The organism is Kitasatospora sp. NPDC038210, assembly GCF_055600605.1.
In genome coordinates this window covers 1-20,304 of the sequence record NZ_JBVJYK010000040.1, presented here as the reverse complement: position 1 = coordinate 20,304, position 20,304 = coordinate 1, and the positions used below count along the sequence as shown (strand labels likewise).

Annotated in this window: 19 protein-coding genes; 8 read left to right on the top strand and 11 right to left on the bottom strand. The window is 70.3% G+C overall.

Going from position 1 to position 20,304, the window contains the following annotated elements:
• Positions 1 to 113: 113 nt before the first annotated feature.
• The 9 genes from ACZ7KX_RS39630 to ACZ7KX_RS39590 form a co-directional block, all read right to left on the bottom strand.
• Positions 114 to 344, bottom strand: a complete 231-nt coding sequence (locus ACZ7KX_RS39630; protein ID WP_470330785.1) for a hypothetical protein — start codon at positions 342 to 344, stop codon at positions 114 to 116.
• Positions 344 to 895, bottom strand: a complete 552-nt coding sequence (locus ACZ7KX_RS39625; protein WP_470330784.1) for a hypothetical protein — start codon at positions 893 to 895, stop codon at positions 344 to 346. Before ACZ7KX_RS39625 ends, ACZ7KX_RS39630 begins: the two co-directional genes overlap by 1 nt.
• 206 nt (positions 896 to 1,101) lie before the next feature.
• The gene (locus ACZ7KX_RS39620; RefSeq protein ID WP_470330783.1) at positions 1,102 to 2,625 is read right to left on the bottom strand and encodes a DUF2637 domain-containing protein; all 1,524 of its coding nucleotides are present in this window, start codon (positions 2,623 to 2,625) and stop codon (positions 1,102 to 1,104) included.
• A 293-nt stretch (positions 2,626 to 2,918) separates the two neighbouring features.
• Positions 2,919 to 3,500: a zinc ribbon domain-containing protein gene (locus tag ACZ7KX_RS39615; RefSeq protein ID WP_470330782.1), complete on the bottom strand. Its 582-nt coding sequence runs from the start codon at positions 3,498 to 3,500 to the stop codon at positions 2,919 to 2,921.
• 107 nt (positions 3,501 to 3,607) lie between these two features.
• Positions 3,608 to 4,195: a hypothetical protein gene (locus tag ACZ7KX_RS39610; protein WP_470330781.1), complete on the bottom strand. Its 588-nt coding sequence runs from the start codon at positions 4,193 to 4,195 to the stop codon at positions 3,608 to 3,610.
• A 109-nt stretch (positions 4,196 to 4,304) separates the two neighbouring features.
• Complete coding sequence (locus ACZ7KX_RS39605; RefSeq protein ID WP_470330780.1) at positions 4,305 to 4,568, bottom strand: hypothetical protein; 264 nt, start codon at positions 4,566 to 4,568, stop codon at positions 4,305 to 4,307.
• A 254-nt stretch (positions 4,569 to 4,822) separates the two neighbouring features.
• Positions 4,823 to 4,951 carry a hypothetical protein gene (locus tag ACZ7KX_RS39600; protein ID WP_470330779.1) on the bottom strand — a complete coding sequence of 43 codons (129 nt, stop codon included), beginning with the start codon at positions 4,949 to 4,951 and terminating at the stop codon, positions 4,823 to 4,825.
• Between the two features lie 6 nt (positions 4,952 to 4,957).
• Positions 4,958 to 5,383: a hypothetical protein gene (locus ACZ7KX_RS39595; protein WP_470330778.1), complete on the bottom strand. Its 426-nt coding sequence runs from the start codon at positions 5,381 to 5,383 to the stop codon at positions 4,958 to 4,960.
• A 164-nt stretch (positions 5,384 to 5,547) separates the two neighbouring features.
• Positions 5,548 to 6,366 carry a hypothetical protein gene (locus ACZ7KX_RS39590; RefSeq protein ID WP_470330777.1) on the bottom strand — a complete coding sequence of 273 codons (819 nt, stop codon included), beginning with the start codon at positions 6,364 to 6,366 and terminating at the stop codon, positions 5,548 to 5,550.
• A 342-nt stretch (positions 6,367 to 6,708) separates the two neighbouring features.
• Between ACZ7KX_RS39590 and ACZ7KX_RS39585 the strand changes: the two genes are divergently transcribed.
• The 8 genes from ACZ7KX_RS39585 (at position 6,709) to ACZ7KX_RS39550 (ending at position 16,558) form a co-directional block, all read left to right on the top strand.
• Entirely contained in the window at positions 6,709 to 7,053 is a 345-nt protein-coding gene (locus ACZ7KX_RS39585) for a GntR family transcriptional regulator (RefSeq protein WP_470330776.1), read from the top strand.
• Positions 7,054 to 7,276: 223 nt separating this feature from the next.
• A complete protein-coding gene (locus ACZ7KX_RS39580; protein ID WP_470330813.1) occupies positions 7,277 to 8,290 on the top strand; it encodes a P-loop nucleotide/nucleoside kinase family protein in 1,014 nt (337 codons plus the stop codon).
• Positions 8,287 to 9,501, top strand: a complete 1,215-nt coding sequence (locus ACZ7KX_RS39575; protein ID WP_470330775.1) for an HAD family hydrolase — start codon at positions 8,287 to 8,289, stop codon at positions 9,499 to 9,501. Before ACZ7KX_RS39580 ends, ACZ7KX_RS39575 begins: the two co-directional genes overlap by 4 nt.
• Positions 9,498 to 10,382, top strand: coding sequence for an NAD(P)-dependent oxidoreductase (locus tag ACZ7KX_RS39570; protein WP_470330774.1), 885 nt, complete (start codon positions 9,498 to 9,500; stop codon positions 10,380 to 10,382). Before ACZ7KX_RS39575 ends, ACZ7KX_RS39570 begins: the two co-directional genes overlap by 4 nt.
• A gap of 456 nt (positions 10,383 to 10,838) precedes the next feature.
• Complete coding sequence (locus ACZ7KX_RS39565; protein ID WP_470330773.1) at positions 10,839 to 12,038, top strand: hypothetical protein; 1,200 nt, start codon at positions 10,839 to 10,841, stop codon at positions 12,036 to 12,038.
• A gap of 143 nt (positions 12,039 to 12,181) precedes the next feature.
• Positions 12,182 to 13,786 carry a replicative DNA helicase gene (dnaB, locus tag ACZ7KX_RS39560; protein ID WP_470330812.1) on the top strand — a complete coding sequence of 535 codons (1,605 nt, stop codon included), beginning with the start codon at positions 12,182 to 12,184 and terminating at the stop codon, positions 13,784 to 13,786.
• 172 nt (positions 13,787 to 13,958) lie between these two features.
• Entirely contained in the window at positions 13,959 to 14,867 is a 909-nt protein-coding gene (locus ACZ7KX_RS39555) for a hypothetical protein (protein WP_470330772.1), read from the top strand.
• A 416-nt stretch (positions 14,868 to 15,283) separates the two neighbouring features.
• Positions 15,284 to 16,558, top strand: a complete 1,275-nt coding sequence (locus ACZ7KX_RS39550; RefSeq protein WP_470330771.1) for a competence protein CoiA family protein — start codon at positions 15,284 to 15,286, stop codon at positions 16,556 to 16,558.
• Between the two features lie 292 nt (positions 16,559 to 16,850).
• Here the strand turns inward: ACZ7KX_RS39550 and ACZ7KX_RS39545 are convergent, their stop codons facing one another.
• Together ACZ7KX_RS39545 and ACZ7KX_RS39540 are read right to left on the bottom strand one after the other, a co-directional pair.
• Positions 16,851 to 18,392, bottom strand: coding sequence for a UvrD-helicase domain-containing protein (locus tag ACZ7KX_RS39545; RefSeq protein ID WP_470330770.1), 1,542 nt, complete (start codon positions 18,390 to 18,392; stop codon positions 16,851 to 16,853).
• Positions 18,393 to 18,671: 279 nt separating this feature from the next.
• Positions 18,672 to 19,736, bottom strand: a complete 1,065-nt coding sequence (locus tag ACZ7KX_RS39540) for a DUF6083 domain-containing protein (RefSeq protein WP_470330769.1) — start codon at positions 19,734 to 19,736, stop codon at positions 18,672 to 18,674.
• Between the last annotated feature and the right edge of the window lie 568 nt (positions 19,737 to 20,304).

Sequence of the window (20,304 nt, the reverse complement as noted above, 5' to 3'; positions counted from 1 at the left end):
CTCTCTCAGTTGACAGACAGTCACCGATACGGCAACCTCGCGCGCGCGCGTCGCGCGCGCACCTTGGGGGGCCGCCGCAGCGGCCCCCACCCGGTTGTGGTTGCGGTTGTTGATTACGTGTTGTGACGCTTGAAGAACTCGTGGATCGAGCCGGCCAAGTCGTTCCAGACCTCGGGCCGGCCCTCGCGCTCGGCCTCCACCGCGATCGACCGGGCGACGTCCCACCAGTAGGCGGCGTACGCGGCCGAGCCCTTCGCGCGGGCCTTCTCGCCGCCCTCGCGCCAGTGCTGACTGCGGTTGCGGCGGCGCTTCGCGTCGGCCTCCGCCCGGCTCATCCGGGCCATCAGGACACCCCCCGCTTCGGCGCCGGGAAGAAGTCCGAGATGCCGCTGATCGGCGCCGGGGCCGGGGCCTCGACGGGCGCCCCGGCGGGCGACTGGACGGGCAGGTACACCCCGTCACTCCCGGCCCCGTCGGCCGGCGCCGCGGGGGCGTTCACCCCGGACAGCTGGGCCGCGCTCTTGCCCAGCGAGGTGGCCACCGCGCCGTGCAGCCGCCCGCCGCGCCGGGCCCGGCGCGCGGCCTTGCGGGCCGCCGCCGTCTCCCGGCGCTGCGGCAGCTCCAGCACCTGGTGGACGTAGGTGGCGTACAGCGCCTCGGCCGAGGCGGCCGCCCTGCGCGATGCCTTCTCCATCCGGCGCAGCTTGGCGGCGACCTTGCGGGCGCGGTTGCGCTCGGACAGCCAGCGGTCGCCGTCGATCGGCGTGTTCCGCAGGCGCTGCTCGACGATGTCGGCGAGCTGGCCGTACTGGCGGGCGTCCTCCTTGTGCTGGTCGCGCTGGGTCGCGGTGAATTTCCGCATCCCGTCGTCGGTGAACAGGACGTTCAGGTCCATGGCGGGGCTCTCCCTCCGAGAGCGTGCGGGCAGGCGGCAATGGCCTCCTGACCTGGGGTGATGGGTTTCTCGGACCCGGGCTCCGGCCGGATGGCCGGGTCGTATGGTGCTGCTCGGCGCTTCGGCGCCTTCGGCGGCCACCAGGACGTTGCGAGCGTCCTGGTGACCACCGGAGAGGCCGTGCACTGGTGCGGCCAGCCCGCTGGTCAGGGCCGGTAGCCCTGGGCGAGCAGCTCGGCGGCCTCCGTGCGGTACTCGGAGGCGGTGGCCGAGGAGGTGACTTCCAGCGCGGTCTGGATGTCCGAGAGCAGCAGTTGCTCGGGCACCTGGTCGGGGGTGGCGAGGATCATCCGGGCGACCTTGCGCACCGCCCGCTCGCGCGGCTTCAACTTCGCGAGGTCCTCCGCTTCGACCGCGCGCTTCTCGATTTCGGCGGCGGCCAGCCGCGTTTCGGCAGCGGCCCGCGTCGTTTCGGCGGCGTCCTTCTTGGACTGCTCGACGGCCGCGAGAGCAGCCTCCTGGCGCGCCCGCTCCTCCGCCGCGATCCGGTTCTCCTCAGCAGCGGCGCGGCGCGTTTCGGCGACGGCCTTCTGCGTTTCGGCGGCGGCCTTGTCCGCTTCGAGGGTGGCGAGCCGGGCTTCGGCGATGGTCTGCGTCTCGACCGCCTCCGTCTCGGCGGCGGCGATCCGGTCGGCCTCCGCGGCCTGCCGGCGCTCCTCGGCGGCGAGGCGCTCCAGCTCGGCCGCCCGGAGATCGACGGCGGCCTTCGCCTCCCGCTCCTTGGCCTCCTGGGTCTCGGCGGCGGCGGTGCGGGCGCGGGCCTCGGCCATCACGGCCGTCTCCAGTGCCTGCTCCTCCAGCGCGGCGGCCCGCTCGGCGGCCGTGACCTGGGCCTTCGCGTGCGCCCTGGCCTGCCCCATCTCGCCCTCGACCTGCGCGCGCACCGTCTCCAGCTCGCCGTCCGCGCGCAGCGCCTCGGCCTTGGCCTTGGCCTCCGCCTTCTTGCGGCGGGTCTCGGCCTCCAGCTTCCTGCGCTCGGCCTCCTCCTGGCGGGCCGCAGCGGCGCGTTCCTGGTCGTCCGGCATCGCCAGGGCCTGGGCGACGGTGTAGCCGTAGGGGGCCATCGTCATCGGCAGCAGCTCGTCCTCGGTGGCTTTCGAGAGGTCGCCGCTGTGCTTGCGCTTGAGCCACAGCTCGTAGGCGATGAGCTCCTGTTCCCGGCGGATCATCTCCATGTAGGAGGTGACGCCGGTCAGGCGCATCGTCCGGTAGAAGCGGGGGGTCTTCACCGGGGACAGCAGCCAGCGGTGCAGCGGCACCGGGTCGCTGGCGGTGCCGGACTCCAGCCGGGCCTTGTGGATGATCAGGCGGCGGCCGGCCTCGACTCCGATGACGAACAGGAATGGCATCGCGCCGTGCGCCACCGCCCGTACCGGGTCGGCGTGGATGGAGCCCTGTGAGCTGGCGTTGAACCAGATCGTGGCGCCGGTCATCGTGTGGGCGGCCAGGCGCAGCACGTGCCACGGGGTGCCCTTGCGGACCAGGTACAGGTCCAGGGCCAGGAACGCCACGATCGAGGCGTCCACGCCGACCGGGAACCACGGCGCCAGGTCCTTGGTGAAGCCCCAGGAGTTGAGGGCGACGTCGGAGAGCGTGGAGTAGGACATGGCGAAGCCGATGACGCCCACGAGGATCCCGCCGACGGCCGCCGCCAGGGACAGGGCGATCATGAGCGGGTTGTGGCGGGGCCGGTCCGAAGCGGCCGGGGTCGTCGGCGAAACGAACTCGGCCGTTGCCGAAACGGGGGTCGGCGGTGCCGAAACGGGGCCGGGCGCGAGGGGCGCCGGGCGGGGCAGGGCCGCCGTCGGCGGCATGTCGGTGATCGTCACAGGGGCCTCCGGAAGGCTCGGTTCGGGTGGGTCCGAAACGGCGGCCGGTGCTCCCGAAGCGCGATCACACGTCTCCGAAACCGGCCGCCGCTGGGGCGGGGAAGAGGCGGCCGGGCCCGAAACGCGGACTCGGGTCAGCTGCGGGCGCCGGCCTTCCCGGCGACGGCGGTCCCGGCCGGGATCGCCCGGCAGGCGGCGGCGTGCTCGTTGGCCCACCGGCGGCCGTCGGCCATCCGGAAGGCGCCGCTGGCCTCGTCGCCACACGTCAGGCACTGGTAGCCGTAGACGGGAGCGAGGTCGTAGCGGTCCTCGTCCGGTACGGCGAGCAGTGCGACCAGTCCGCCGCCCAGGGTGCGGAAGGCCAGCACCGCGTGCTCGGGCAGGGTCGGATCGGCCGGCTGGCCGGCCCGCGCCTGTTCCAGTTCGGCGCGCAGTTCGGTGATCGTGCGGTCGTGGGCGGCGAGCCGCCCGCTCGCGTCCTTCAGCAGGAGCCGGGTCACGGCCTCACTGGCCTTCGCCTTGGCGACGAGACTCTGTCCTGAGTCCGCCTGCGCGGTCTTGAGGTCGGCGCGCACGGAGTGCAGTTCCAGGTCGCGGGTCCGCAGCTCCTCCCGGACGTCCTCCAACTGGAGGTTGGTGGCCGCGAGGGCGGTCTCGGCCTGGAGGGCGCGGTCGCGCAGCTGGGCGATCCTGCCGGTGGTCGTGACGGTGAGCATGGCGCGTTCCCCTTCGGTTGGTGGTGTGGCGGTTGGTCGCCGTCCGCCGCCGCCGTCCGTGCGGGTACGGCGGCGGCAGGCGGCGGGTCAGGCGCGAGTGAAGGCCGTCAGGCCCGCTCGGCGGTCAGCTTCGTCACGTCGAGGGCCAGCTTCAGGGCCTCCACCCAGGCGCGGAGGTCGCTGGCGGATCCGGTGGTCCTGGCCGAGCGGTGGCCGGAGGTCAGCTCGTCCAGGGCGGCCTCGGCGTGACGGTGCGCCTCGTCCGGGTAGGTGTGCTCGCTTTCGGTCAGGGCCTCGATCACGCGGCGGGTGCCGAGGTTGATCTGGCCGGCCAGGTCCCGGACCACCACGTCGCTGTCATGGGTGGGGCGGTTGGCCGTGGCGGTGACCCGCAGCCGGGTCCGCTCGGCGAACTCCTCGGCCAACTCGGCCAGGCCGACCAGGCCCCGCGTCTCGGCGACGTTCTCGCGCAGCTCGACGATCAGGTCCGGGCTGGCCGGCTTGCGTCGGCCGAACTGGGCCTGGTTGAGCACGCGCTCGGCCTCGATCAGCGCGGCCTCGCGGGTCAGGCGGGTGTTGCACCAGGCCGCGCGGTTGTCCGGGGCGTCCAGCCAGACCAGGAGCTGGCCGAGCGCGGCGGTCGGCAGCGGGGAGGTCTCGTCGGTGCGGTCGAGCAACCAGGTGGGAATTGCCATCGGGGTTGTCCTCTCTTATAGGGGCGGGTGCGTCGGGCACCGTCGAACGCCGCCGCCCCGCGCCCGGTGGTCCGGGGCGGGGCGGCGGCGAACGACAACCAACCGACGGTCAGGCCGACGGGGCGAGGCGGGCGAGACGGTGGAGCGCGGCGACGGTCTCCGGGTGCGCGGCCTCGTGCAGGACGTGCCGCTGCTCCAGGAGCGCGCCGCCGGTGGCCGGCTGCTCCAGGACCGGGTCGGCCCAGGCCGCGACGTCGCGGGCGTCGAGCTCGTCCATGTAGGCGACGTACTCGGCCTGGTCGGTCTCCTCGTAGTTGCGGTGCATCTGCTCCAGCCCGGCCTGCCAGGCGTCGTACTCCTCGGTCGTCCTCACGAGCGGACTCCTTCTCTCTGGCTGGGGCTGGCTACTGCTGCTGTCCGCCGGCCTTCGCGGCCTGCGCCTTCGCGTACATCTCGCGGGCCCGGCGCAGCAGCTCGTCCATCTGCCGCTGCGTCCAGGCCTGGTCCTCGGGGCTGCTCACCGGCCGCTGTCCTTCTTGGAGGTGATCGGGGCGGGGTCAGGGGCGGGCTTGCTGCCCTGGCCGTTGCTGCCGCCGTACGAGCGCACGACGGCGGGATCGATGACGGTCACTCGGTGCCTCCGGTCTGCTGCTGACGCAGCTGCTCGGCGAGCTGCCGCTCCGCGGCGGCCTGCGCTTCGAGTCGGGCGAGCTGTTCCTGGACCTGGCGCTCCAGCTGCGCGCTGTGGTCGTCCATGGCGGGTCAGCCGGCCAGGGGGAGCGTGCGGAGGGCTGCGACGGCAGCGGAGATGGTGACCGGCAGCGGCCGGGCGGTCGGGATCGCGGTGGCGGGCGCGGGGGCGTCGAGGTCGTCCAGGTCGATGACGACCTCGCGGATCGCCCGGGAGGCGGCCAGCGCCCGGCTGCGGACCCGGCGGACCTTGTCGCGCAGCATGAGCAGCAGGCCGGCGAGGCCGCAGGCGCCGTCCGGGTAGAGGCCGGCCGCGACGTCGTCCCAGACCGCCTCGGCCAGGTCCTCGTCGAGGTCGGTCGCGGCCGGGCTGATCTCAGCGAGCTGCTCGGCAGCGGCCACCAGCAGCGCGGTGGAGTACCGGCCGTACAGGTCGTCGAAGTCGGTGGTGCCGGTGGTCTCCGCGGTGTCGACGGAGAGTGCCATCATGGTGTCCACGGTCGTGTTCCTCTCGTCTACTGCTGGTGGGTGGTGCGACCGACAACGGCCTCGGGGGCGCAACCCCGGGGCCGTTCTTGTGCTGGCTGCACGAGCAGCCACGGCCGCCGCCCACCCGGTGGTCCGGGTGGGCGGCGGCCGTGGTGGTTCGTACTGGCGGTGTGTCAGGCGGCGGCGCGCACCGGGCTGGCCTTGCGGATCGCCTTATCGGTGCGCGCCTTCGCGAGCGCCCGGGACTGGTCCTTGGTGTCCTCGTGGTCGGTCGGCACGGCGGCGCCGCGGATCGGGCCGAGGGCGTCCTGCAGCGGGATCTCGCGCAGGATGTCCTTAGCAAGGACGCGCAGCCGGACGTTGTCCCACTGGCGGGCCCGGCGGGCCGGCGCCTCCTGCGCGGCCTGGCGCTCCGTCTTGCGCTTGGCCGCGGCGGCGAGCTCGCGGTCACGGCGGTGCTGCGGCTCCAGGCGGAGCAGGTGCAGGTGGTGGCGGTGCAGGCGCTGGCCGTCCTGGCAGTGGATCTCGCCGGTGCAGGTCGTGCAGCGGGAGCAGTGGGTCTCGTAGGCCTTGCGGGCGGAGTCCGCGGTGGCCGGGGCCGGGTCGAGCTGGTGCAGCGCGGCCGGCTTCGGGGTCGGGATCTTCTTGAGCACCTTGGTGGGCCGCCGGGCGGCGACCTGGGTGCTGCCCTCCTCGATGTGCTGGGCCCAGCGAACCACCAGGACGTCGATCTCGACGACCCGGCGGGCGGAGGTGCAGCGGGTGTCCCGCTGGCCAGCCGCGAGGTCGGCGCCGGACAGGTCGGTGGAGTAGTGGTCCCTGATCGAGCGGGTCTTGTCCTGGTCGCCCATGATCCGCTGCCAGGTCTGGCAGTCCGGGCAGACCACGGTGGTCACCTCGTCGGGGCGGATGTTGTAGTGGCTCGGCGGGAGCGTCGACAGGCGGAGAGCGGGGAGAGCGGAGCGGCGCTTGGTGCGGGTGCGAGCGGGCATCGGGGCCTCCTGGCAGGGAGAGATGGAGAGTGCGGGGGAGCGGAGGTGCTGCTCTCTCCGCCCGCCAGGCCCGGCCCGATCGGCCAACGTCCTGGCGGACAGGCAGCGCAGCACGCTGCTCAAGGTCGTTCGGTGTTGCTATGTGGGCGTCCGACGTGGGGGAGCTAAGGCTCGACCCCTTGTCACCGAAGTGACCGCCACCGCCCGAAGGCGGGTGACACCGGTGTTTGCTCCGGCGTTGTCAGCGCCGGCCTTGCTCAATCAAGGTAACCATCCATGGCAACCATGTCAACATACATGCCATGGCTATCTATGGCGGGGAGCCGGATGTACGATGCGCCCATGAGTAGCGACCCGAGCCGGCAGCAGGTGCCATATCAACAGCTGGTGCAGGCCGTCCTTGCACAGATCCGCCGTGGAGAGCTCCGCCCAGGCGACAAGCTCCCCAGCACCAGCCAACTGGCCGCTGAGCACGGTCTGGCGACCGGAACTGTGCAGCGAGCCCTGGCCGAGCTGCGCTCCCGCGGCGCCGTTTACTCCCAGGCGGGGCGCGGGAGCTTCGTGAGCTCCCCGGACACCCAGCCGTCGGCTGCTCCGACGGTAGAAGACTTGGCGCGCGAACTTGCCGAGTTGCGCAGCCGCGTTGAGGAGCTGGAACGAGCCCTGCAGACGCAGGCTGAGCGCTGAACTCAAGCCTTGGACCAGTGCCGCCACGTACATGCCTCTGCTTCTTCCGATTAGCTCAGCCGCTGCAAGGTCCATCACAGCGGCCGAGAACCTGATGAAGAATCACATGCGCGTCATCAGCTCCATCAACACGTTCATACACACGTATTCACATCTGCGTACACACGGGTTTTGGCTGGTCAGCCCTAGGCTGCCGGGCATGGTGACACTGGAGGGTGGGGGCATGGCCAAGGGACGTACGGGGTGGCGGCCTGACCTGCTGCGCGCGCAGCGGGAAGCGCACGGGCTGACGTTGGAGAAGGCGGGGGAGCGGCTGCGCGAGGTCGCCGAGGACGCGAAGCTCAAGGGCATCCCGGCCGCGAACCCGCAGACGTTGTGGCAGCACGAACAGGGTGAGGTCTATCCCGGGCCGCACTACCGGCGGGCGTACTGCCTGCTCTACAGGGCGACGGATCCCGAGCTTGGGTTCCGCGCCGCGCTTCCGGGTGAGGAAACGCAGTTCCGTCTGACGCCGGCGAGCGACGATCACAACGGGACGCACGTGCTCGCTGTCGAACGGGCGATCCACCGGATCGCTCCCGGCGACGACGATGCCGATCACATGCGCGTGCAGCAGCGGATCCTGGACGCTTGGAAGCGCCGGCACACCGGCGGTGATCCGCACCGCCCGGTCGTCGTGCTGGTAGGCGGGTACGCGGGGTCCGGGAAAACGGAGTTCGCCAAGTTCCTGGCTCAGCTGACCGGCTGGCCGTTGCTGGACAAGGATCCACTGACCCGGCCGTTGGTGGAACGGCTGCTGGTGGCACTCGGCGGTGACCCGCACGACCGGCACACCGACCTGTACCGCGAACAGGTACGCAACATCGAGTACGACTGCCTGATGCAGGCGGCCTGGGCCAACATCAACTGCCGTATCAGCACCGTGCTGTCCGCGCCGTTCATCTCGGAGATGACCAACCCGGACTGGATGCAGCGGCTCACGAACCGCTGCGCTTCGCTCGGCGTCGATGTTGCGCCGATCTGGGTCCGATGCGACCCGGAGTCGATGCGCGAGTACATCACTTTCCGCTCGGCTGCCCGGGACGCTTGGAAGCTGCGGCGCTGGGACGAGTACCTCCAGACCATCGACACTGACCTGAGGCCAGCGGTGCCGCACCTGGTAGTCGACAACCGGCTCGGCGCCGCGATCTCGCTCGCCGATCAGGCCCGTCAGGCGATCCGGGAGGTCTACGCATGAGTGGGGCATCCGCCATGCAAGGCGTGATCCTCTACGGGCCGCCGGCTGCGGGGAAGGACACCGTCACCCGCGCTCTTGCCGATCTCGACACCGCCTTCTCCTTGTTCTCGCGGGTGAAGGTCGGGCCTGGCCGGTCCGCTGGCTATCGCATGGGCACGCCCGAGCAACTGGAGAAGCTTCGGGCTTCGGGCGCGGTCGTGTACGAGAACTCGCGGTACGAGAGCACGTACGTGACGGATCGGCCGGGGCTGGACAGTGCATTCACGGCTGGGGTTCCGGTGATGCATCTGGGCCAGGTTGACGGGGTGCGGGCCGTACTCGACGGCTACCCGGCGCAGTGGCTGACCGTCCTGCTGTGGTGCCCGCGAGAGGTGACCGAGGCCCGGTCTATCGGCCGGGGCGACGCGGACACTCCGGCGCGGCTGGCCGCGTGGGACGCGACCCAGGACGACCTCGACGCCAACTCGGGCTTCCGGTTCGATCTGAGCATCCGAACGGATGCGGTCGCGCCCGCGGCGGCGGCCACGCAGATCCGGCAGACGCTCACCACCCTGCACGGCGGCGACGAGTTGGTGATGGTGGACTTCGACGACACGCTGATCGACCGGCTCGCAGCGGTGACGACCTGGGTAACCGGGTACTGCGCGGGGCACGGCCTGGGTCCGGAGGTCGAGCAGCGGATGCTCGATGCCATGCGCATCCGGGCGGACCTGGACGTCATCGAGGGCCTGTGTGCGGAGCTCGGCCTGCCGGAGTCGGCCAGCGAGCTCTGGGCGCGGTACGAGCCGGAGCTCGCCATGTCGGTCAAGCCGTTCCCTGGCGTGGTGGAGGCGCTGGCCGCCGCACGGGAGGCTGGCCGCCAGGTCGTCGTCGTCACCAACGGCGGCGCGCAGATCCAGCGCGCCAAGCTGAAGGCCACCGGCATTACCGACGTGGTCGCCAGCGTGTGTATCTCCGAAGAGATCGGCGCCCGGAAACCGGACCGCCAAATCTTCGAGGCCGCGGCCGCCAGCGTCGGCCGGGACCTCTCCCAGGGCGGGTGGATGATCGGGGACAACGCCGAAATGGATGTCGTCGGCGGCCGGGAGGCCGGGCTGCGCACCGTCTGGATTTCACACGGCCGTACCTGGCCGGGCGGGGTGGGGCCAGACCTCATCGCCCAGACTGCCGTGGAGGCCTTCGCTCTCGTCCGCAGTGGTGGTCACCGGTGACGTCGGATCAGCCGGTTGTTGGCGTGCTGCATCCTGGCAGCATGGGCGCGGCCGTCGCGGCCTGCGCGGTGTCAGCGGGCACCCGGGTGCTGTGGTGCCCGGCCGGGCGCAGCGCCGCAACCGTGCAGCGCGCCGAGCAGGCCGGGCTGGAGCCGGTGGCGGACCTGTGCGAGCTGCTGGAGCGGGCCGAGGTCGTGCTGAGCCTGTGCCCGCCGGCCGTTGCTGAGGACATCGCCAGCGAGGTCGCCGGGTATGGGTTCGCCGGCATATACGTCGAAGGCAACGCAATCAGCCCGGAGCGGGTGCGGCGGATCGCCGACCTGGTGGGCCGGAGCGCTCGGGCGGTGGTCGACGGCTCGGTGATCGGTTCCCCGCCGGTCGGCGGCAAGCGCGCGCAGTTGTTCCTCTCCGGCCCGCCAGCTGCTGCCCAGCTGGTCTCGGCGCTGTTCTCCGGTACAGCGGTCTCAACGCCGATTCTGGGAGAGGAGATCGGTCAGGCGTCCGTGCTGAAGGTCTCCTATACCGCTTACCAGAAGGCGTCCCGGGTGCTGGCTGCGCTCTCGTACGGCCTGGCACAGCACCACGGCGTCGACCAGGCGCTGCTGGACGTAGCAGGCAAGCGGGCTAGCAGCTACCTGACCGAGACCGACTACATCGCCAAGACCGCCGCACGGGCATGGAGGTGGGCACCGGAGATAGAAGAGGCCGCGGACGCACTGCACGAGGCGGGCCTTCCGGACGAGGTTCTGCGTGCAGTTGCCGAGACGCTCCGGGGTTGGAACGACGCGAAGGACGACAGGGGGCTCTCGGCCGGGGGCGCGCTGGAGATCCTACGGCGCTTCAGCCTGCAGGACGAAGGAGAATTGATGCCGCCTACCTAACAGCCAGTAGGGCGAGGACACGCCCCAAAAGCGCCCGGACTCCGTCCGCACGGGGCTAGGCTCGCCTGGTGCCCCCTGGGCACCCCGCACAACTCCAGAAATGCGAAAGCGACCCTGCATCCGCCAAGATTTGGGCCGCTCTCGCTACAGAACCTGCGTCGTCACGACGGTACCAGCCATACCCGCCCACAGGCGAGAGACACCCGTCACTCGCCCCTGTCGGCCGATTCCCGCTAACTGCCAAGTGACGGCGCTCCACCCGAGAGGTAGCGCCACCTTGCCCAGTTCCGCTACACCGCGTGTTGAGCGCGTCACTCCGCTCACCCCGACCTCCGCCCCCCACTCCCACCGTCCGGCCGTCCAGGCTGAGCTGCTCCTGGCACCTGCCAACGGGCACCCCGACTGCGTCGACTACGAGGCGTCTCAGGCCGCTGGGGTGTCGTTGGACGGTGGCCGGTGATCCAGCACATGAACCTGGTCTTCAGGGCTGACGGGCTGTCGACGGGGGAGGGCGCATTCCTGCTCGCGTGCTGCAACCACACAGACGACCGCGGCTACGTGATCGCTTCCATGCGCCAGTTGGCGGACGAGGCGCACATGAAGGAGACGGCCGCCAAGTCCAACAAGCAGAAGCTGATCAAGCGCGGGCTGCTGGCGGCAGGAGAGCGGTACAGCCCAAAGAACGGCGCCCGGATCGCCGACCTTTACCGGGTGAACCTCACGCTGCTCGCCAGCATGAAGCGTGCTCGCACGGACTACGGGCCGTCCCTCGTGGAGGAGCTCACCTTCGCCGACCCGCACGAAACGCCCAGCTCAGCCCCCCCGTCGGAATCCGACCCAGGGGTAGGACACGCCATCGCAGACCCCCCGTCGGAATCCGACCCGGGGGGGTCGGAATCCGACCCCCCCGGGTCGGATTCCGACCCTGCACTCCCGTCGGATTCCGACCCCCTTTTCCTTCCCTCTTCTGTCCCCTCCTCCTCTCTCCCGGACGTCACGTCGAACGCGCCCGTCCCAGGGGCCTCCAAGGCAACGGAGAGTGAGAAGATCGAACTGGAGAACAGCGAGACGGCTGCGCCGTCGGTGCACGGCCAGCGCTCGGACACCGACCCGGCTGCCGACGACCCTCAGGTGCTGCGGGTCGTGGCGGCCTGGACCGACGCCAGGAGAAGTGCCGGCTTCGGGCCTCACCGGCGCCGCGCCGCGCTGGCCGAGTTCACCGACTCGGCGCGGGCACTGATTTCGGCAGGTGCCTCGGTGGAGTGGCTGCTCTCGGTGGCCGCCTGGATGGGCACCACTCAGCCGACTTGGGTCGGTCTGGCGGAGGCGACCACTGCCCAGTACGCCGGTGCCCCGGCCAAGCCGGTCACGCGTCAGACCTCCCGGACGGTTGCCGACCCGTGCCCGTCGCACCCGAACCTGGAGGCGGCCGGTTGCCGACACTGCGCGGCGGATGCCGTCGTGGACCGCCAGCGCCGTGCGCTCGACGCAGAGCGTGGTATCGACGACGAGTCCGCCCGCCGGGCCCTGGCCGCGTTGATCCAGCGGGGCAAGAAGCCGCGGACGGTTGCTGATCGCGGCCGGGACGCCGCGGCCCGCCAGGCTGAGGAGGCCCGCCAGCAGTCCGCCAGGCGGGCCGAGTTCCTCGCCGGCTGATCCATCCCCAAACACGAGCGACGGCCGCCGGTCAACCCTGCCAGGCCCCGGCGGCCGTCCGATCCCAAGGAGAGATCACGTTGAACGTACCCGACGAGAACACCACGAGTCCCGAGTCGGCACCGCAGGCCGTCCAGGCCGGGATGGACGCGCACGACTGGAGCAACCAGGAGCCCGACGACTTCGGCCCCGACCCGGAGGCCACCGTCCCCGCGCCGCGCGCCGCGTTCGGCCGCCCGCGCCGCACTCGCTCTCACTGCCAGACTGACACCGACGGCGGCGACAGCGCTGACGGGTTCGAGCGGGTGCCGCCGCAGGACCTGACGGCCGAGCAGTCGGTGCTCGGCGGCATGCTGCTGTCCAAGGACGCGATCGCCGACGTGATCGAGGTCCTCAAGCCGACCGACTACTACCGGCCCGCCCACGAGATGATCCACGGCACGATCCTCGACCTTTACGCCCGCGGCGAGCCGGCCGACCCGATCACCGTGGCCGGCGAGCTGACCAAGCGCGGCGAGCTCCAGCGGGTCGGCGGCCCCGGCTACCTGCACACCCTGGTCAACACCGTCCCCACGGCCGCGAACGCCGAGTACTACGCCCAGATCGTCCACGAGCGCGCCGTCCTGCGCCGCCTCGTCGAGGCGGGCACCCGGATCGCCGGCATGGGCTACGCGGCCGAAGGCGACGTCGACGAGATCGTCAACGCCGCCCAGGCCGAGGTCATGGCCCTAGCCGACCAAGCCTCCGACGACGGCGCAGCGCCGCTGATGGACGGCATGGACATCACCATGACCAAGGTCGAGGGCCGCAAGCACAACAGGGGCAAGATCACGGGGGTGCCGACCGGCTTCGCCGACCTTGACCAGCTCACCCAGGGCCTCCAGGGCGGCCAGATGATCGTTATCGCCGCCCGCCCGGCCGTCGGGAAGTCCACGCTGGCCTTGGACATCGCCCGCTGCGCCAGCATCACCCACCGCCTCACCACCGCCCTGTTCTCCCTGGAGATGGGCCGCGAGGAGATCCAGCTGCGCGCGGTGTCCGCCGAGGGCCGCGTCCCGCTGCACCGCCTGCGCTCGGGTGACATGACCGACGACGACTGGGTGCGCTCGGGCCGGGCGATCAGCCGGATGACCGACGCCCCGCTGCTGATCGACGACAATCCGGCACAGTCGGCGCTGTCGATCGCCGCCCGCTGCCGCAAGATCAAGCAGCGCCGCGGCCTGGACCTGGTCATCGTCGACTACCTCCAGCTGCTCCAGGGCGCGGGCCGCCGCGCGGAGAACCGCCAGCAGGAGGTCAGCGACATGTCCCGCAACCTGAAACTGCTCGCCAAGCAGCTCGGCGTGCCGGTCATCGCCCTGTCCCAGCTCAACCGCGGACCCGAGCAGCGCGCTGACAAGCGTCCGATGATCTCCGATCTGCGCGAGTCCGGCTCGATCGAGCAGGACGCCGACGTCGTGATCCTGCTGCACCGTGAGGACAACTACGAGAAGGAATCCAAGCGCGCGGGGGAGGCCGACCTGATCGTGGCCAAGCACCGCAATGGCCAGACGGCCACGATCACCACCGCCTTCCAGGGTCACTACTCGCGCTTCGTCGACATGACCCGCGACGACGAAGTCGGCCGGCGCTTCGAGGATGATGCGTACGAGCCCGACTTCACCCCGATCGGCGCCGTCGCCCCACAGCCCCCCGATGCCGCTGAGTGGAGCCCCAGCACCAACCTGAGGTCAGACCTCGGACTCTGACAGGCGCAAGAAGGGCCCCGAGCGACCCTCAGAGCGCCTGACGGCCCCGCCTGCGCCAACAGGAGCCGGGCGGGGCCGCGATCGGCCCGCAGAAGGCGATCTAGACGTTCGACGAACAACGCACCAACCTGGTGGGGGAATCCGCCAGTCGCCGCTGTGACAGGAGATTGTGTTGAGCAGCTTGTACGACTGCGTCGTATGCCTGAATCCGATTGAGGTGGCACCGGACGGCAAAATCCGCATCGAGGGCATCGCCAAGCACGAAAAGGAATGGCTGTGGGGCCCCTACCCGGTGCACGAGCCCTGCCGGCTGAACATCCGCACTATCTACGACCAGTTGCTCGGCGACGGCATCCACGTGGCCATCGGCCTCCGCGCCAGGGCAGACGATCCCGAGACCACGGAGTTGCTGAGCGAGTGGGCCAAGGCGACCCCCAACTCAGTGGCCCAACAGTGGCCAGGTGACTTGTCTCGCCATGAGCCGCCACTGGAGACGCCCTGGCCCGAGTTCACCGACTTGATCGACCTGAACCATAAGCACCTGGCCGGACTCATTGCCAAGCGCAGCAGCCGAGAGGCTCCGGCCGGCACGGCCGTCGCCGTCCACGCGGCCGTCACGGGCAAGCGGGTCCTGCTGTTCACCGGCTACCCGCCCCAGCTAACCCGCCCCACCCTGGTCGTCGACGAAACGCACAGCCCCACCCCCGCCGTGGTCAGCCGGGCGATGCAGACTGTGCGGCCCGATCTGGTCGTCATCGAACGCTGGGAACGGATGCACGCCGACCAGCCGCTCGGCGGATCCCGCGCCGACGTGCTCGAAAGCATCGGACTCGACCTGAAGCGCACCATCGTGGATCACGAGATTCCCTGCGTAGTCACCACCTCGATCCTCGCTGACATCGATGTCCAGCGCCCTCTCCTGCACTGGATCGATCTCGACTCCCCCGCAGCAATCATGGTCGAGTTCTGCAACCCACTGCTCTTGCTCAAGCGCCACAGCCCCGCCGAAGTTCTCGTTCGCGTGGAGCGGCACATGTCCATGCAAGACCAGACAGTCCACGCCGTGGCGTGGAAGAGCTGACAGGGCTTTCCCAGCCCAAGAGGAAACCCACCGCGACGGGCGTCATCACGGCGCCGGTCATCTGAAGGCGGCTGCCTGGATGAGCAGTTCGGGCAGGCGGAGCGGGCCGCGGTGGTGAGGCCGGTGGGGGTGTTCCACAGAGCGCAGGGCCATAAGCTCCGCCTCCATTACCGCCGCCGCAGCTGACCGCCCCGCCTCGCGGGTGACAAGAGCTGATCCGATGCCCTGTTGGCCGCGCGCTGGCGGCTTCCTCAGATTCGGCAGTCGGAGGGGGTCGACTTGGCACTGAGAGAATTCAAACAGACTGTCGAACTCTGTGGATTGCGGGACGGGCGCTAATTCAAGAGCCCTGTCTGTTGATTCTAAACATTCGCACCGGTGTTTAAATTGTCGGCCCCTGTTTCTATTCTCCGGATATGGCGAATGGCGTTTTCCACACCGCGTACGGCATCGAGATCAACCTGACCATGCCCGACCTCGGCCATCCTGACCGGCCAGGCCTGCTGGAGGAGATCACCACCCCGATCGATCAGCGCAGGCGCGAACTCCTGGAGTGCCTGGAGCACCACCGCGACGGCGCCTGCCAGGCCGAGGAGGACGGCCGGTCCCCCTGGATGACGATCCGCCGCCGGACGGTCGGCGGCTCCACCTTCTGGGTGGCCGCCCACTTGCCGGTGCGCCACACCCCCACCGCCGAGGAGAGCGCGAAGCACCAGGCGATGAAGGAGCGGATCGCCCGGGCCGCCGAACGCCACGGCCTGTGCGCCGAGGTCGAGGCCCGCGCGACCGACGGGCGGATCCGCACTGACGTCCTCGTCACCGGAGACGACGGCCGGCGGATCGGCTGGGAGGCCCAGTACTCGCCGATCACCGCAGACACCGTCCGCCGCCGCTCCCGCGCGGCCGCCGAGCATGGGATCGTCCCGCTGTGGGTGACCGACACCGACCGCTCCGCCGTGGTCGAGCGGGCGCCGTGGGCGCGCGTCGACGACTTCAGCTGGAAAGAGATCGCCTCCCCGCTCGCCATGGTGGTGCGCGCCGGGGTGCGGCACCTGCAGCAGTGGAAATGCCTGCCGAGCAGCGTGCGGCCCTGCCCGGTCAACGGCAGCTCCTGCGGCCGCTTCCACGCCGAGTGGTTCCTGCCCGCGCTGTGCTTGCCCGCGAAGGCCCCCACCGAGGTCGACCAGCTCGTCGTCGCCAGCGCCGACGGCGAGTTCGTGCCGATGCGCATCCCCAGCCAGCGCGACCCGCGCTCCGTCTCCCGGATGTGGGTGCCCGCCGCCGATCGGAACCGCTGGCACGACATGTTCGGCCCCGCCGAGAACGAGGACTCCCCCGCCGAACCCGGGACCGCGGACGCCAGCATCACGTACACCTCTCAGGACCTCGACACGACCTGCCGCTACGGCGAGGAAACCTTCACCTTCAACGACCCCCGGCCCCGGCGCGGCAACTCCGCCGGCACCGGCCTGCACACCTTCGACGAGGTCCCCAAGCGGCTGTTCACGGTGCCCCGGCAGGACCGTCGGCTCGACGCCACCGCGACCCAGCGCCGCGAAGCCGCCCTCGCCCACGGCTGCGAGCCATGGCAAATCGGCCCGTGCGCTGGCTGCGGATCGGCGATCCGCCGCTACGGCGACGCCGGCGTCCACGCCTGCGAAGCCTGCCGGGCGAGGACCGCCCGGCGGTAAGTACTCGTGGGCACCAGCACTACCCGGTCAGGCTCGCCGTACCGGCGGGTTCGACCGGCCTACCCGCAGCAGTTTGTTGTCAGCCGCTCCGGCCTTGGAGGGCCCGGGACACCAAGGTCGTACGCCATGGGGCCGCGGGCGAGGACGGCGAGCGGTCGACTTCTTGTCTCGGGCACCGCCGCCCCACGGCCGCGGCGGGAAATCCGGCGGCATTGGCCCCCACGGCGTCGTGGGGGCGGGAAGACCGCGCTGCCGGGCCCGAGGGCGCCGGCAGCCGTCTGAGGCGCAGCGATCACACCGTCCAGGCCGTCACTGGGTCGGACAGCAACGCGGGCCCTCCAGGCCGTGGGCCGGGGAACGTCCCGCCTGGGTTTCCGTCCGGGTGCTGGTTGATCCAGGAGAGGCCGCCGAGGTCCAGGAGGTCGCGGGCGCGGGTCACCGCCACGTAGGCGAGCCGGGCCTCGGCGTCGTCGATCGGGCCGGGCAGGGGGAAACCGTCGTCGTCGCACTCCTCCTGGTCCTCCGGGGCGGTGAAGTCCGGGGAGATGCGCACGCTGGGCCACTCCCTGCCCTTGGCCTTGTGTGCGGTGGAGACAACCACCTGGGCGTCCTGCTCGCTGCTCAGCTTCGCGACCGCCTGCAGGATCACCTCGGGCCCGTGCTCGTCGACCAGGTCGACCAGGGGCAGCAGGTCGTGGCCGGCCGGGTCGAATTCGGCATACTCCTGGAGCTCTCCCCAGCTGTCGAACAGCAGCAGTTCCGGGTGGGAGGTCTTCCGGCCGGCCTTGAGGTCGATCGCGGCGCGGGCGAGCGCGACCAGGGCCTGGCCGCCGCCCACCAGCGCGACGCTGGTGCCGTTGTCCAGCTGGCGCATCACCTCCAGCATCGCGCCCACGTTCGTGCGGCACAGGATCGCGCTCGGTGCCGGCACTTCCGTGATGCGGGTGTCGATCCGGGTGGTCCCGGCCAGCCGGATCGGGGCGTCGACGATCGTGAGCCAGCGGTTCGCCTCCGCCGCCAGCTCGGGACCGAAGCGGAAGGACTGCGACAGCGAGAGCTGGGTGCCGGCGAAGTCGCTCATTACGTCCCGGGCCCCGCGCCATCCGTAGATCGCCTGGGCCGAGTCGCCGACCATCACCAGCTGGGCGTGCCCGCGCTGGTCGTTGAAGAGCTTCTCCACCACCGAGTTGGTGTCCTGCGCCTCGTCCAGGAGCAGGAAGTCCGCCTGGATCTTCGGGCGGGTCAGCGCCCAGATCTTCAGGTAGTGGTCGTGATCGAAGCGCACGACGCCCTCGTCCGGGTTCTGCAAGTCGGCCCACGCTTTCCGCGCGTACGGCAGCACCACTTCGACGAGCTGCGAGTGCAGCGACTCTTCCTCGATCCCGCGCAGATGGGGCACGTGCCAGCGGGTGATCTCTTCGTCGGCCGAGCGGCAGAACCTCGCCACGGTCTCCAAGGCGGCCGTGGACAGGGCCTTGTTGCTGACCTTCCGAGGGCCGATACGGATCGTCATGTTGATGCCGAGCAGCAGGCCGGTCTTCCACCCTGGAAGCCGCGGGGCGTTCATCCGCCCGCTGTACTGGTGCCCGATGGCGCCGTACGCCATGGCGTGGGCCGTCTTGCACAGCACGTTGCCGGGGAACTTTTGTGCTGCGTCGGTGGCGATCGACTTGTTGAAGGCGAGGTACCGGCCCTTCTTGGTCGTCGCGCGGGCGAGCATCTGCAGCGTGGTCGTCTTGCCGGTGCCGGCCCCCGCTTGCAGCACCAGGTGGTCCCCTGACTTGAACGCCGCGACAGCAGCTTCCTGCTCAGGAGTGGGTGCAGGCGCGATCACTGAAACCTCCGGGTGTGGCCCATGAACAGCGGTCGAAGCCGGTGCTTCGGTAGCGAAGTAACCAGGGATCCACCGTCTTCGCGCAGATGCTGACACACGACGGAGGTGCCCTCGGATAGTCAGACCGTCGCCCGCCGCCACCCGCAGACGTCCATTCGTGCCCGAACACGCCGTTGACGGGACGAGAAGGTGGAATCCCCCTATCGGCATCCACCCGGAAGAGGACTGCGGGCAGTCCCGGCCGCCACCCGTTCGGAGGACTTCTCCGCCCACAGCGGCTTACAGCTCGATCCCGTCGTCGGGACGAACCCCGAAGTACCGACGGTGCACATCGCTGCGCTTCTTCTCGGTCCTGACGCACCGGTCGCAGCGCCACCCCTCGGGTGCCGAGCCGGACCGCCCATTGAAACAACCGTCGGTCGCGCAGATCGTCCTCGGAGGCTCGCCGCTGAAGCCCGCCAGCCCAAGCCGGAGTGGGTTCGACATCGCCTTTGTGTCCGGGCAGGTACGCAGGATGTGCTCCATGTGCGTGAGCGGACGGAAGTCGACCCACTCCGGAGGCACGGCGTCATGCGCTGGCCCGTCGGGGATGTGACTGTGGCAGCGCTGCCGATGCCAGCGCAGAAACTGTTGATAGTCCCCGCCATTCAGGTTGAAGGCCCACATGGTCCCGGTCAGCGCAAGATGCTGTCTTGTCCGGCCCTGGACATAGGGGATCGGGAATTCCTGCCAATAACCGATCGGATATTCGAAGACCAAATTCCGGCACCGATCGCCTGTCGATGCCGCATGCGCGACGCAGCGGACCGATCCGATCGCTGCCGGGGCCAAGCGGAACCGGCCGCAGTACTCGATGACGTGCCGCACCACGGCCTCGGGCCCCACCGATGGCGGCTCAGTCACGCCACCCTCACCCTGCGGCGGGAGAACCGGAAGGAACTCCCCACTCTCGATCCTCGTCCGCATCCGAACCCCAAGGTTCCGTACCAACAGCCGCAACGAAGGATGCACATCACCCTGGTTGAGTGCCGGACAGATGGCCGGGTGAGCCAGAAAACAGTCACCCCCGCCATAGCCCTGGCACGCAACTCCATTGAAGACATGCCATCGAAGTTGTTGCGGCACATCCGGAGTGAAATTCCGGACCTGATTCAAAGGGATCCCCGGCTCCTCATACCGGTCGAACCAGTTCACCGGGGTACCGCAGTAACGGCACTCCCCACGCGCGCCACGGCGAGGCGTCTTCGAGGCACTGCCCTGATGGATCTTCAGCGTCCGCCGCCGTACAGGGGCGAGCTCGCTCTTCTGATCGTCGAGGGGAAGACCCTCCCAACCGACCGCCATGATGGAACCGTCCGCGAAGTAGTTTCTACAGAGACGACTGAAGAGTGGAACCCCGCACGTGCGCAGGGGGCCGAACGCGCACTTCTCGACCGACGTTCATGCCAAAGGAGCAGCGCTTGGCCTTGCCCCCGCGCCCCGACGCACACCACCAACCCCCGCCGTCCGGCCCGACACCGTTCGTGCCATCGACATCCACGTCAGCGCGGCCGCCGTCCCCACCCCGGCACCGGAGGTCGAACCGACCGCCCCAGCCAGGAGCGCGAGGCCTGCCCAGACGGCGCTGGCGGCCAAGCCGGTCGCCGACGTCGTGCTGGACAAGAGCCGGCAGTCCCGTGCTCTACGAGCGCCCGCTGGAGGAGTACCCGACCGTCCGGGAGCATGCCGGGGTCGGCGATTAACAACCGGCTTCTCCTGCGCTCTTCCCGGTTCCCGGACGCCCGCTGCCTGCCCTGCCGACCAGACCGGGAACCGGCCAGGGCCGTTTCAAAGTCTGGTGATCTTGTGAGTGTGCTGGTCAGGCGATGCCGAGGAGGTCGAGCGGGCGGCTGAAGGGTTCGTAGGAGGCGTG